General features: G+C 71.2%; 13 protein-coding genes. 8 read left to right on the forward strand and 5 right to left on the reverse strand.

Translation table 11 applies throughout. From position 1 onward, the window contains the following. Window positions 1-53: 53 nt before the first annotated feature. Both BEK98_RS42250 and BEK98_RS42255 read left to right on the forward strand, forming a co-directional pair. The gene (locus BEK98_RS42250; RefSeq protein WP_094222125.1) at window positions 54-623 is read left to right on the forward strand and encodes a TetR/AcrR family transcriptional regulator; all 570 of its coding nucleotides are present in this window, start codon (window positions 54-56) and stop codon (window positions 621-623) included. Window positions 624-647: 24 nt separating this feature from the next. After that, entirely contained in the window at window positions 648-1,814 is a 1,167-nt protein-coding gene (locus BEK98_RS42255; protein ID WP_094222227.1) for a GDSL-type esterase/lipase family protein, read from the forward strand. Window positions 1,815-1,836: 22 nt separating this feature from the next. On the opposite strand, the gene BEK98_RS42260 is transcribed toward BEK98_RS42255, so the two are convergent. The 3 genes from BEK98_RS42260 to BEK98_RS42270 form a co-directional block, all read right to left on the reverse strand. Continuing rightward, a complete protein-coding gene (locus BEK98_RS42260; RefSeq protein ID WP_094222126.1) occupies window positions 1,837-2,508 on the reverse strand; it encodes a class F sortase in 672 nt (223 codons plus the stop codon). Between the two features lie 118 nt (window positions 2,509-2,626). Next, the gene (locus BEK98_RS42265; RefSeq protein ID WP_094222127.1) at window positions 2,627-3,313 is read right to left on the reverse strand and encodes a hypothetical protein; all 687 of its coding nucleotides are present in this window, start codon (window positions 3,311-3,313) and stop codon (window positions 2,627-2,629) included. A gap of 211 nt (window positions 3,314-3,524) precedes the next feature. Beyond that, a complete protein-coding gene (locus BEK98_RS42270) occupies window positions 3,525-4,928 on the reverse strand; it encodes a glycoside hydrolase family 43 protein (RefSeq protein ID WP_094222128.1) in 1,404 nt (467 codons plus the stop codon). A gap of 315 nt (window positions 4,929-5,243) precedes the next feature. Between BEK98_RS42270 and BEK98_RS42275 the strand changes: the two genes are divergently transcribed. From BEK98_RS42275 to BEK98_RS42285, 3 genes are all read left to right on the forward strand, one after another. After that, on the forward strand, window positions 5,244-5,942 hold the full coding sequence (locus BEK98_RS42275) for an SDR family oxidoreductase (protein WP_094222129.1): 699 nt from the start codon (window positions 5,244-5,246) through the stop codon (window positions 5,940-5,942). A 33-nt stretch (window positions 5,943-5,975) separates the two neighbouring features. Next, the gene (gene lpdA / locus BEK98_RS42280) at window positions 5,976-7,373 is read left to right on the forward strand and encodes a dihydrolipoyl dehydrogenase (RefSeq protein WP_094222228.1); all 1,398 of its coding nucleotides are present in this window, start codon (window positions 5,976-5,978) and stop codon (window positions 7,371-7,373) included. A gap of 108 nt (window positions 7,374-7,481) precedes the next feature. Next, complete coding sequence (locus BEK98_RS42285; protein WP_094222130.1) at window positions 7,482-8,357, forward strand: SCO6745 family protein; 876 nt, start codon at window positions 7,482-7,484, stop codon at window positions 8,355-8,357. Window positions 8,358-8,824: 467 nt separating this feature from the next. On the opposite strand, the gene BEK98_RS42290 is transcribed toward BEK98_RS42285, so the two are convergent. Further along, window positions 8,825-10,033, reverse strand: a complete 1,209-nt coding sequence (locus BEK98_RS42290; RefSeq protein ID WP_094222131.1) for a cytochrome P450 — start codon at window positions 10,031-10,033, stop codon at window positions 8,825-8,827. Then, the gene (locus tag BEK98_RS42295; protein ID WP_244202217.1) at window positions 10,030-10,740 is read right to left on the reverse strand and encodes a cyclodityrosine synthase; all 711 of its coding nucleotides are present in this window, start codon (window positions 10,738-10,740) and stop codon (window positions 10,030-10,032) included. Before BEK98_RS42295 ends, BEK98_RS42290 begins: the two co-directional genes overlap by 4 nt. Window positions 10,741-10,988: 248 nt before the next feature. Here BEK98_RS42295 and BEK98_RS42300 point away from each other — a divergent pair, with 248 nt between their 5' ends. The 3 genes from BEK98_RS42300 to tgmB all read left to right on the forward strand — a co-directional run bounded on the left by BEK98_RS42300 (window position 10,989) and on the right by tgmB (window position 13,166). After that, window positions 10,989-11,804 carry a fructosamine kinase family protein gene (locus BEK98_RS42300; protein ID WP_094222230.1) on the forward strand — a complete coding sequence of 272 codons (816 nt, stop codon included), beginning with the start codon at window positions 10,989-10,991 and terminating at the stop codon, window positions 11,802-11,804. Window positions 11,805-11,973: 169 nt separating this feature from the next. Continuing rightward, on the forward strand, window positions 11,974-12,165 hold the full coding sequence (gene tgmA / locus BEK98_RS42305) for a putative ATP-grasp-modified RiPP (protein ID WP_014670659.1): 192 nt from the start codon (window positions 11,974-11,976) through the stop codon (window positions 12,163-12,165). Between the two features lie 17 nt (window positions 12,166-12,182). Beyond that, complete coding sequence (gene tgmB, locus BEK98_RS42310; protein ID WP_094222132.1) at window positions 12,183-13,166, forward strand: ATP-grasp ribosomal peptide maturase; 984 nt, start codon at window positions 12,183-12,185, stop codon at window positions 13,164-13,166. Window positions 13,167-13,196: the final 30 nt, after the last annotated feature.

Raw genomic sequence — 13,196 nt, forward strand, 5'->3', positions numbered from 1 at the left:
CCTAAACCCTTTAGGAAGCAGCATAATCGCTTTCGGTAGAAGGGAGGAAGCTCATGGTGCGTGCAGGCCTGTCCACCGAGCGTCTGGTCCGGGCGGGCGCGGAGCTGGCCGACGAGGTCGGCTTCGAGCAGGTGACGGTGTCGGCGCTGGCCCGGCGGTTCGACGTCAAGGTCGCGAGCCTCTACTCGCACCTGAAGAACTCCCAGGACCTGAAGACACGGATCGCGCTGCTCGCCCTGGAGGAGCTGGCCGACCGCGCCGCCGACGCGCTCGCCGGCCGGGCCGGCAAGGACGCGCTCAGCGCCTTCGCCGACGTCTACCGCGACTACGCCCGGGAACACCCCGGCCGCTACGAAGCGGCCCGCTTCCGGCTCGACCCGGAGGCCGCCGCCGCGAGCGCCGGTGGCCGGCACGCCCAGATGACCCGGGCGATCCTGCGCGGCTACGACCTGGCCGAGCCCGACCAGACCCATGCGGTGCGGCTGCTCGGCAGCGTCTTCCACGGCTACGTCAGCCTGGAGGCGGCCGGCGGATTCAGCCACAGCGCCCCCGACTCGCAGGAGTCCTGGACGCGGATCCTGGACGCCCTCGACTCCCTGCTGCGCAACTGGCCCACCCCCTGACCCCTCGGAGCGCAGGCCGACATGATGCACACCACGCCCCTCACCGCCGACCTCGTACGCGGCGCCCTCGACCTGGAGCGCACCGAACACGGACTGCTGCCGCACCGGCTTCCGGCCCGGGCCCGGGCCCAGTGCGCCGACCCGCAGCTGCACCTGGCCGAGTCCCAGCCGTCGGGCGTACGGCTGGTCTTCCGCACGCGTGCCGGCACCGTCGAACTCGACACGCTGCCGACCAAACGGGTCTACGTGGGCGCCCCGCCACGCCCGGACGGTGTGTACGACCTGCTCGTCGACGGACGCCCGGCCGGCAGCGCGTCCGTCACCGGCGGCAACACCCTGACGATCGACATGGCCGCCGGCACCGCCGAGCAGCGGCCCGGCCCGGTCGGCACCGTGCGCTTCACCGGCCTGCCCGCCACGGTGAAGGACGTCGAGATCTGGCTGCCGCACAACGAGACCACCGAACTGGTCGCCCTGCGCACCGACGCACCCGTCGAGCCGGTGCCGGACCGGGGCCGCAGGGTGTGGCTGCACCACGGCAGTTCCATCAGCCACGGCTCCGACGCGGCGAGCCCCACCACCACCTGGCCGGCACTCGCCGCCTCGCTCGGCGGGGTGGAGCTGATCAACCTCGGCCTGGGCGGCAGCGCCCTCCTCGACCCGTTCACCGCGCGCACGCTGCGCGACACACCCGCCGACCTGATCAGCGTCAAGCTCGGCATCAACCTGGTCAACACGGACCTGATGCGGCTGCGCGCCTTCGGCCCCGCCGTCCACGGCTTCCTCGACACCGTCCGCGAGGGCCGGCCCGACACCCCACTGCTCGTGGTCTCGCCGATCCTGTGCCCCATCCACGAGGACACGCCGGGCCCCTGCGCCCCTGACTTCGGCGCCCTCAGCTCCGGGCGGTTGCGGTTCCGGGCCACCGGCGATCCGGCGGAACGGGCGCACGGCAAGCTCACCCTGGGGGTCATCCGCGACGAGCTGGCCCGGATCGCACGGCAGCGGGCCGCCGAGGACCCGCACCTCTACTACCTCGACGGCCGTGACCTCTACGGGGAGGCCGACAGCGCCGAACTGCCGCTGCCCGACGACCTCCACCCGGACGCCGCCACGCACCGCCGGATCGGCGAGCGCTTCGCCGCGCTGGCCTTCGCCCCGGGCGGCCCTTTCGCGGACCGCGCGGTGTGACCCGTACCGGTCCGCCGGGGTGTCACACGAGGTGGGCGAAGACCACCAGGTTGTCGGTGTAGTCCTTCACCGAGTGGTCGTAGTCCCCCGCACAGGTGATCAGCCGGACCTCGGGGCGCGCCGTGTCGGCGTACACGCGCTTGCTCGGGAAGTCGTCCTTGGCGAAGGTCTCCGTGTCGTCCACGACGAAGTTCGCCTTCCGCCCGTCGGCCCGGTCGACGGAGAACTCGTCGCCGGCCTCCAGCTCGTCGAGGTTGGCGAAGACGGCCGCGGAGGTCACCGTGTCGACGTGTCCGGCGATGATCGACGTGCCCGCCTCGCCGGGCGAGGCGCCCTCGGAGTACCAGCCGACCAGATTGGTGTTGGCCGCAGGCGGGGGCTCCAGCCGGCCGGACGGGCCGAGGGAGAGCGCGGCGAAGGGGGCGTCCACGGAGATCTTCGGGATGAGGAGCCGGATCGGCACCGAGCGGGGCAGCGACTCGCCCGCCTGCGGGGTGTCACCCTGGGCGGCGCCGGTCGCGCCGGAGGTACGGGATGCGTCTGGGGTGTTGTTCGCACCGTGATGGCCGCCGAACAGACTGACCGCGAGGACGGCGATCGCCACGCCCCACAGGGTCAGCCGCCCGCCAAAGCCTGGGCTCGGCTCGTCCGTCGCCGGTTCGGCGGGGGGCGGGGAGGAGGGATCTGCTGCCATCGGACACCACCTCACTAGGGCACGGCAGCACGGGGATCAGGGCTCGGGGCTCGCAGGCGGGCCGCCGACACGGGGTGCGCCGGCGGCGGCCGCATCCCCTGCGCATGCGGTGGTCCGGTCAGGACCCCGGCTCGGCGGTCTTCTTGCGGCGCAGGGCGTACATGCCGGTGGCGCCTACCGCGAGCACGGCCAGCCCGCCCGCGGTGACACCGGGCGTGGCGAGGGCGCCGCCTCCGGTGTGCATGCCGCCGCGCGGCTTGTCCTGGTCGTCACCGCCGCCCCAGTCGTCCTTGCCGCGCCCGCTGTCCTCGTCTCCCTTATCTCCCTTGTCACCCTTGTCACCCTTGCCTCCGCTGTCCTCCTTATCGCCCTTGCCTCCGCTGTCCTCCTTATCGCCCTTGCCTCCGCTGTCCTCGTCCTTGTCCTTGTAGGACTCGGGGTCGAACCTGCTGTCGTCGCTGTTCGAGCTCCAGTCGTCGTCGCCCCGCACCGCGGCCAGGGCACCGCCGCCCGTGTGCATTCCGCCGCGCGGCGAGTCGTGGCTGCTGCCCTTGTCACGATCCGTGCTGTAGTCGTTGTCGTGGTCGCTGTCCGACCCCTTGTCCTGGTCGCGGCCGGAGCCTTTGTCGTGGTCACCGCCGGAATCGCTGTCACGGCCGGAATCGCTGTCGTGGTCCCTGCTGTACGAGGAGTCGTCACGGCCGCCGTCGTCCCCGGCCGGTGCGGCGAACGCGGCGCCGGGTGTGGCGAAGGAGAAGGCGGCCGTGGCGGCAGCCGTGGCGAGGAGCATGCGGGCAGAACGCATATCGGGGTCCTTCCGCCGTGGCCGGGCAGCGGATTCGACATCGGCTGAATGAACCCGGCCTCGACATGAACCACCGTCAGCCAGGCGGTTGCCCCGCACCATCCGGGCCGCCCAGCCGTGTCATCGCGCCACCCGTCTGTCCCAGCGACACGCCGGAACACCCCCCGTCCGGGTCAGTCCCCCTCACCCGACGGCACGCCGCCCGCCGTCGTCAGTAGCCCACGAAGAAGGTGGCGTCCGCCTGGTCCGTGGCCGTGGAGATCGGGTCGATGCGCAGGACGTAGTCCGAATGCCTGATGTAACGGGTGGGGTAGTTGTACGAGCGGAAGGACGTCCAGCCGGCGTCGGCGAGGCCCGCGGTCTTGTAGAAGGTGGCGTCCTGGGCGAACGCGGAGGTTCCGTCGTTCACGTCGAGGCGCAGCTGGTACGCGTAGTGCCGCAGGTAGCGGGTCGGGTAGTTCACCGACTGGAAGGAGACGCCGGCGCTGTCGGCCAGGCCGGGGACGAGTTTCCACTGGGAGTCGGTGTACGGGTCGAAGGGGTAGGCGTCGATACGGCCCACGTAGTCCGAGTGGCGGATGTAGCGGTCGGGGTGGTTGTAGGACTTGATCCGGTTCCAGGCGGGTGCGCCCCACTTGGCCACGAGGTTGGTGTACTCGGTGGTGGTGAGGGGCTGGATGGTGCCGTGCTTGGAGTTGACCGGCTGGGTGTAGCTGCGCTGGTCGAGGGCGGTCCAGGTGCCCGCGGCCAGGTCGGTGCTCTGCCAGGCGTAGAAGACGCCGTTCGGCGTGTACGTGTCTCCCCACAGCCACCAGGTCGCGGAGGTCTGGGACTTGACGAGGATGGGGGCCTCGGTACCGCCGTGGGCGGCCGGTGTGCTGAAGACGGTGAAGCTCCCGGGGTCCAGCGAGGTGGACTTGGCGCCAACCAGCGCCTGTGCCGAACTGCTCTTGAAGTAGAGGTAGTTGACGCCGCCCACACCCACGGCCAGGTCTCCGTCGATGACGTCGTAGCCGGGGTCGAAGAAGACCTGCGGGGCAGAGACGGTCTGGAAGTCGCTGGTGTAGTTCACCATGATCACGTTGTGTCCGCTGGAGTTCACGGAGGAGTAGATGATGCCGTACTGGCCGCGTCCCGCGTCCCAGAAGGCCTCCGGCGCCCAGCTGTGGGTGTTCATGTCGTGCAGCTTGACGCGGCGGTAGTTGGTGAAGGTGCGCAGGTCGGCGGAGTCCCAGACATGGATGTACTGGCTGACGTAGCTCCAGTCGGTGCCCTTGAGGTCGGTGGCGAGGACGACGAAGGCGCCGTTCTGCTTGCGCAGGATGAAGGGGTCGCGCAGCCCGCCGGCGCCTTCGGTGGGGGTGACGACGGGGTTGTTCTGGTTGAGCGGCATCCAGCGCAGCGCGTCCGTGCTGACGGCGAGGTGCAGGCCGTAGTCGGTGCCGGTGCCGTTCGGGGACTCGGTGAAGTACCCCATGACATAGGCGGAGTCCGCGGCGTGGGCGGGGCGGGCGCCCAGGCTCAGGTCGGTGGCCGCGGCCAGCGGCACGGCCGCGGCCATGCCGAGGAACAGCCGACGTGAGGGCAGACCCTGGCGGTGGGGGGTTGCGCGCATGTGGTCTCCTGCGATGCTTCAACTGCCGGTATTTCGAACAGAGTTCGGTAAGTCGGTCAGAAGGTAGAGGTGCGGGAGGGGCGCGTCAATGCTTGTGACAGGGAAGGGGGCTGTGAAGCAGGCGTGCGCTCTTGTCGGGAGCAGCCGTAGATCCCCTTCCGGGTCGGCACGGTGTGCCGCTCTACCCGATCGGCCCACCACCGGCTCTGTCGGGCTCGGCCGGCCGTTTGCGGTGCCGTTGCGGATGGGCAACCGTGGTCTGAGTCCCCCGGTTGCCTGATCAGCGCGGCGACTGACGAATCGAGGTGTCCGGTCATGGAGATCAAGGGATCGGTCGCAGTGGTGACCGGTGCGAACAAGGGCATCGGACTGGCCTTCACCCGGGCCCTGCTCGCCCGGGGTGCGGCCAAGGTGTACGCGGGGGTCCGCAACCCCGAGGACTTCCGGGAACCCGGGGCCGAGCCGCTGCGCCTCGATGTCACCGACGAGGACCAGATCGCGGCCGCGGCAGCGACGGCGTCCGACGCGACCATCCTGATCAACAACGCCGGCATCCAGGTCGGCCCGAGCCTGCTGGAGGGATCTCTGGACGGCGCGCGGCGTGAGCTGGAGGTGAACTACCTGGGGACCTGGGCGGTCTCGCGGGCCTTCGCGCCGGTGCTCGCGGCGGGCGGCGGCGGAGCCCTGGTGAACATGCTGTCGGTGGCGTCGTGGCGGGTGAACGAACGGTGGCCCGGTTACGCGGCGTCGAAGGCTGCCGAGTGGTCGCTGACCAACGCCTTGCGCGTTGGTCTGCGCCCGCAGGGGACCCTGGTCGTCGGGGTGCATGTGGGACCTGTCGACACCGAGGCCACCATGGGTCTCGACGTTCCGAAGGTGCCGGCCGCGGAGGTGGCGGCGAAGACTCTGGACGCGATCAGCCGCGGCGAGACCGAGGTACTGGTCGATGAGGCCTCCCGCCAGGTACGCGCGGCGTTGTCCGGCCCCGTGGAGCTCCTGGAACCGGCGCCGTGAGCGGTGACGGCGGGAAGCATGGGAGAGGTGGAGATGGACACTGACTTCGATGTCGTCGTCCTCGGGGCCGGCCCCGGCGGATACGTGGCGGCCATCCGCTCCGCGCAACTGGGGCTTCGTACGGCCGTCGTGGAGGGCCGTTTCTGGGGCGGCGTCTGCCTGAACATCGGCTGTATTCCGGCCAAGGCGCTGCTGCGCAACGCCGAGGTCGCGCAGTTGATCCTGCACGACGCGGAGAAGTTCGGCGTGAAGATCAGCGGGGACGTGAGCCTGGACTACCGCAGCGCCTACGAACGGAGCCGGGTGGTCGCCGACGGCCGCGCGAAGGGTGTCGGCTATCTCATGCGCAAGAACAAGATCGCCCAGTTCGAGGGCCAGGGGAGCTTCGTCGACCCGCACACGATGCAGGTGCGCACGCGCGACGGCGAGGCGACGCTCTCCTTCCGTTCCTGCATCATCGCCACCGGCGCGACCGTGAAGCTGCTGCCCGGCACGACACTGGGCAAACGCGTCGTGACGTTCGAGGAGCAGATCCTCTCCGACAGCCTTCCGTCGAGCCTGATCATCGCCGGCGCAGGAGCCATCGGCGTCGAGTTCGCCTATCTGCTGCGGTCCTACGGTGTCGAAGTGACGCTGGTCGAATTCCTCGACCGGATCGCGCCGCTGGAGGACGAGGAGGTGTCGGCCGAGCTCACGAAGCGGTTCAAGCGGCAGGGCATCAACGTGCTGACCTCCACCCGCGTCCAGTCCATCGAAGAGACCGCGGACAGCGTCCGTGTGGTGGTCCAGCGGGGTGACGGACGACAGGTCCTGGAGGCCGAGAGGGTCCTGCAAGCCACGGGCTTTCAGCCGCGTACGGCCGGCTACGGGCTGGCGTCGGCGGGGGTACGGCTCACCGACCGTGGTGCCATCGACGTGGACGGCCACTGCCGCACCAGTCAGCCGCACATCTACGCCATCGGCGATGTCACGGCGAAGCTGATGCTGGCGCACGCCGCCGAGGCGATGGGTGTCGTCGCAGCGGAGACCATCGCCGGCGTGGAGACGATGGAGCTGGACTACCGCATGATCCCTCGCGCCACGTTCTGCCAGCCCCAGATCGCCAGCTTCGGCTGGACCGAGGCCGAGGCACGCGCCGAGGGATTCGACGTCCGGACGGCGAAATTCCCCTTCACGGCCAACGCCAAGGCGCACGGGCTCGGCGACACGGTCGGATTCGTGAAACTGGTCAGCGATGCCCGGTACGGCGAACTGCTCGGCGCCCACCTGATCGGCCCGGACGTGACCGAGTTGCTCCCGGAACTGACCCTCGCCCAGAAATGGGACCTCACGGTGACCGAACTCATCAGGAACGTCCACGCGCATCCCACCCTGAGCGAGGCGGTACAGGACGCCCTCCATGGCCTCGCCGGCCACATGATCAACCTCTGAGCCGGCCGGGGTGACCGCGCAAGGTCAGCCGAATCCGCTTGTTATGACAGCGGTCATAGCGCAGGCTGGTGCCGACAGTACGGCAGGGCGACGTGGTGGGAGGAAGCAGTGGCGGGCGGGATCGCGCGGAGGATGTGGGAGCGGTACGAGCCGGTGCACGATCTCGTGTACTTCGCGCCCGAGGCGAGGCAGGCTGCGGACCGGCTGGGGATGCGTGGGTTCTGGATGGGGTACTTCGCGCTGCGGGCAGCCCCGCTCGGCGCGGTGTCGCCGTCCGTGGTCACCGGCTCCTTCTATGTCTTCCACCCCTCCCGGGTGGCCCGCGCGCTGCCCGACGCCTGGGGGTACGCGGCTCCGGAGGAGGTGCTTGCGGCCCGGTGGGAGGCGATGGAGGCGGCCATGACCCGGCTGTTCGGGCCGGATGTGGTGGGCTCGGCGGAGCTGGCGGAGGCGGCCGATCTCGCGTGGGAGGCGGCGGCCGCGGCGGACACTCCGGGACGGGTACTGGCCGCCGCCAACCAGGCGCTGGAGCGGCCCGAGCGGCCGGCGGTGCGGTTGTGGCAGGCCGTGACGACCCTGCGGGAGCACCGGGGCGACGGGCATGTCGCCGTCCTGGTGGGCCTGGGGCTCGGTCCGGTCGAGGCCATGGTGCTCAAGGCGGCCGCCGGGGAATCGGACGGACCGTTCCTGCGGGAGACCCGCAAATGGGAGCCGGAGGACTGGGCGGCGGCCGAGGCCGCCCTGCGGGAGCGCGGCTTCCTCGCCGAGGACGGATCACTCACCCGCGCGGGCGTCGCCGGGCGCGCGCACATCGAGATGCGGACCGACGAGGCGGCCGAGCGCCCATGGACCGCGCTCGGTACGGAACGCAGCGCACGCCTGGCCGAGCTGCTGGAGCCGCTCGCCCGCACCGTCGAGCACTCGGGGCTGCTGCCGCCCGGCAATCCGGTGGGACTGACGCGACGGGAGTCCGCGGGCCGGTGACGGTGGCGTGAGTCGGCGTTCCAGTCCGGGGCGCGGTGACTGTGGCGTTCGTCGGCATCCCCGCCCACGGCACGGTGCCCGTGGCGTACGCCGACATCCCTGCCCACGGCGCAGTGACGCTGGCGTACGCCGGGATCCCCCGCCCGCGGCGCAGTGACGAAGACGCACGCCGACATCCCCGGCCGCGAGCCGGTGACGGTGGCGTACGTCGGCATCCCCGCCCACGTCGTAGTCACGATGACGTACGCCGACATCCCCACCCACGGCGCGGTGACGATGACGCACGCCGACATCCCCACCCACGGCGCAGTGACCGTGGCGCACGCCGGGATCCCCCGCCCGCGGCGCAGTGACAGTGACGCACACCGACGTCCCACCGACGCCGCGGCGACGCTGGAATACGTCGGCGTCCCCGTCCGGGGTGCCGGACCGGGGACGCCGTACGGGACGTACGGGGAGCCTGTGGGTTACCAGGCCACCGGGAGACGTTCGGGGATTCGCTTCATGAAGCCGGTGCGCCACACCAACTGGCTCGACGGCACGGCGAGCGCGAGGTCCGGCAGGCGGTCGAGCAGGACCTCCAGGGCGATCCGGGCGTGCGCGCGGCCGAGGGCGGTGGCGGGGCAGTAGTGGGCCCCGCCACCGAAGGACAGGTGGTCGGCGGTGTTGCCGCGGTGGACGTCGAAGCGGTGCGGGTCCGGGAACTTCTCCGGGTCGAGGTTGGCGCCCTCCACCAGGACCAGGACGAGTTCGCCCTGGCGAATGTGCACGTCGCCGAGCCGGACGTCCTCCAGGGCGAGGCGCGGCAGGGCGTCGCCGATGGAGAGGTTCACCCGCAGCAGCTCCTCGACGCCCGGGCCTATCAGGTCGGGGCGCTCCCTGAGGAGGTCCCGGGCTATGGGGTGGGTGAGCAGGTAGACCAGGGCCATGGCGAGGAAGCCCGAGGTCGAGATGGTGCCGGCGCCGAACATGGTGACGCCGACGGTGGCCAGCATCTCGTCGCTCAGGTGGGCGTAGTCGGGGTCGTCGCGCAGGGCGGCGAGTTCGCCCATCAGCCCGTGGGTCGCCGGGTCGTCGAGCAGGGCGGTCATCCGGGTGATGTCCCGGTCCCAGTTGATCTTCGCGCCGGTGATCGGGCACGCCGAGTTCATGAAGGCGATGTCGAGGCTGCGCAGGAAGGCCGGGGCCTCGGTCTGCGGGATGCCGAGGATGCGGCAGTGCATGCCCGCCGAGTACGGCTCGCAGAACGCCGCGCGCAGGTCCACCGTCGGCCCTTCGGCCACCATCAGGTCCACCAGGCGGTGGGCATCCTCGCGCAGCCAGTCCAGCAGGCCGGGGGCCTTGGGGTTGAGCGCCTTCATCACCGCCCGGCGCAGTCCCGCCCCGGTGATGTTGCCCATGTTGTTGACGACCTCGGGCGGGATCGTGAGCGCGTACTGGCGGGGGACGCCGGGTGCGGAGGTGTCCTTGAGGGAGAAGCGGTCGTCCTTCAGGACCTGCTGGCACAGGTCGTAGGAGGAGACCAGCCATGCCTCGTCGCCGGCGATGGTCCGCACGCGCCGTACGGGGGTGGCGGCGCGCAGGTCCTCGACCTCGTCGGGCACGCGGGTGCCGTCCCAGGAGAACGGGAAGTCCAGCAGCGGCGCTTCGGTGCGGATGTCGGGTGCGGTGGTCATGCCGCGACTCCTTCCTGGGCGGCGGGCGTCACGATGGCGTGGCCCTGGTTGCGGGAGGCGCGCAGTCCGGCGCCACGGGAGTACAACAGCTCGGCCATCGGCAGCAGTTGGTGGTAGCAGTTGAGCGAGGAGGGCACTTTGAGGATGGCGGGGGTGTCGAGGAACAGCGGGGCCTCGGCGCACACGTACTCCAGGCACACCTCGCGCTGCCGCTCGCTCGCCTCCTCGCCGCGGCCCGACAGGAAGCGGCTCACCAGGGCGTTGCAGACGGCCCGGAAGTCGCCGTCGGTGTGCAGCCGGTGCTGCAGCTGCCGGTGGATCTCCTGGTAGGCGGGGTTGGTGCGGAAGGCCGACATCGGGTGCCAGTCGAGCCGGGTGCCCTCCGGGTCGGCCTCCGTCACCGCGTCGCGGACCTTCGCGCGCACGCCTCGCAGGTTCTTCACCGCCTTGCGGCGGGCCTCGTCGGGTGGATAGCCGGATGCCTCGTACATCTCGGCCACGTACAGGTCGGTGTAGACGAAGTCGACCCTGTCGAAGTGGTCCAGCCCCCAGCGGGCGAGGTCGTGCAGGCGTTGGGCGGAAAAGTAGCTGTTGCCCGGGGACACACCGATCACGGCGTGTGCGCCCTCGCCGAAGATGACTTCGCAGTGGGAGGTGTAGGGCTGAACTTCGAAGACGTCGGCCATCAGCACGGATGCTGTGGTCAAGGGGGAAACCCTCCGCCGCGCGCTAGTCCCTCGAGGGCCCTGTGCCCCTGGTGTGGCGACGCGGCGCCCTCACGCTAGTCGTACAAGGTCAACACGGGTAGTTACTGCCTGGGTTTGACTGAAAACAGTCGTATCAACGGTCGAAGTGCCCTCAGGGGAACCTCATTTATGGGTCGTACGCTGGGGCCGTGGTCAACGGAGACGAGGATCCAGGGCAGGCGGCGTCCCGCCTCACCGGGCGCCGGGTCATGGCTGCGCGGGCGCCGTCCGGGTCGCCCGCCGAGGTGACGCTCGAAGGCGGTACGGCGGTGATGGTCAAGCGTGGCAACGCCCCTGGCGCCGTGCGCGCCGAGGTGACCGGGCTGCGCTGGCTCGGCGCCGCGGGTGCGGTCCGGGTGCCGGCGGTGCTCGGGCATGACGAGCGGTGGATGGTCACCGAGCGCGTGCCGACCGGGCAGCCCGACGGCGCGGCGGCGACGCGTTTCGGCCACGCCCTCGCGGCCCTGCACGCCGCCGGGGCTCCGGCGTTCGGCGCACCGCCGCCGGGCGGGCCCGAAGAGGCGTACATCGGCCTCGCGCCGATGCGCAACGCGCCCGGGGGCGACTGGCCCGGCTGGTTCGCCGAGCACCGGCTGCTGCCGTACTTGCGCCGTGCGGTCGACGCCGGCACCCTGCGGCCCGCGGAGGCCGCCGTGGTCGAGCAGGTCTGCGAGCGGCTCCCGGAACTCGCCGGGCCGGCCGAGCCGCCCGCCCGGCTGCACGGCGACCTGTGGAACGGCAATGTGCTGTGGGGCGCCGACGGGGAGGTCCGGATCATCGACCCGGCCGCGCACGGCGGGCACCGGGAGACCGACCTGGCGATGCTCCAGCTGTTCGGCTGCCCGCATCTGGACCGGGTGCTGGCCGGGTACCAGGAGGCGGCGCCGCCGGCCGACGGCTGGCGGCGCCGTGTCGGCCTGCACCAGCTCTTCCCGCTGCTGGTGCACGTGGTGCTGTTCGGCCGCGGCTACGCCGAACGGACCCTCGCCGCGGCCCGCGGCGCGCTCACGGAACGAACGGAATGAAGGGCACCGCAGGCCTGCGGGCGGAGCGCGCAACTCCCCTCGCCTGCGGCGACGTCCTCCTACCTGACGCCCCGAACGGCCCCGCTCCGGACCCCGGTTACGGAGTGTAAGGAAACCAACCACCCGTTCGATTCGTATAAGGACGTGAAAGCCGAATCAGGGAGAGACCATGCAACCGTTCACGCTCAACTACGCGCGCCCCGCTGTGCAGTTGGACGTCACCGCTCCGTACGCGTACGACTCCGGACTGCAGTTGAACGTCCTCCCGGACGGGCGGATCGCCGCCACCGACCACGCGACTTTGCGAGCACTGGGGACGACGACCTCCACGGCCGGCTCCAAGACGCACTTCGACGACTGAACGCGGGCCGACGGAAGATGACCGTGCTCATCCTGACCAGTGAAGAGGACGTGACGGCGGACATGGTGGTCCTCCGGCTGGGCGAGGCCGGCGTGCCCGTCGTCCGGCTCGATCCCGCCGACCTCACCAACGGCGTCGCGCTGTCGGGCGAGTACGTGCAGGGCGCCTCCCGCGGACACCTGTCCGTGGGCGGGCGCCTGGTGAGCATGAGCGGCCTGCGCTCCATCTGGGTACGCAGGCCGGGGGACGCGGCCACGCGCGCCGCCCAGCCCTCCGCCTGGCTGACGGAGGAGTCCGCCCAGGCGCTCTACGGCATGCTGCGCGGTACCGGCGCGCGCTGGATGAACCATCCGGACGCGGCCCGGCGGGCCCGCCACAAGCCCTGGCAGCTGCGGCTCGCCCAGCTCAGCGGGCTCGCCGTGCCGGCCACGCTGATCACGACGTTTCCGCAGGCGGCCCGGGAGTTCGCCGAGCGCTTCCCGGATCTGGTGGTCAAGCCCGTATCCGGCGCGCATCCGCAGGAGCCGCCGCGGGCGGTGCCCACCAGCCGGGTCGCGCCGGACGCCGACTTCGCCGCCGTCGCCTTCGGTCCGACCCTGCTGCAGCGGCGGATCCCCAAGCGGGCCGACATCCGGCTCACGGTCGTCGGCGAGCGGCTGCTGGCCGCGCGCAAGCCGGCCGACCCGGACGGCCACCCCGACGACGTCGACGTCCGGTTCGCCCCGTCGGTCTCGCCGTGGCTCCCGGCCCAGGTGCCACCGCGCGTCGCCGAGGCCGTCCAGCGCTACATGAAGGACGCCGAACTCGCGTACGGTGCCTTCGACTTCGCGGAGGACGCGGACGGGATCTGGTGGTTCCTGGAGTGCAACCAGTCGGGCCAGTTCGGCTTCGTCGAGATGGACACCGGCCAGCCGATCGCCGAGGCCATCGCGCGATGGCTGGCCGGGGACGGGGACCAGACCATGCCGTACGTCGAGGGCGACCGGGACACGGCCTCGTGAGACCGTGGCGACCGGTCCGGAGAAAGGAAC

The organism is Streptomyces diastatochromogenes (genome assembly GCF_002242805.1).
In the GTDB taxonomy this organism is placed as follows: Bacteria; Actinomycetota; Actinomycetes; order Streptomycetales; family Streptomycetaceae; genus Streptomyces; species Streptomyces diastatochromogenes.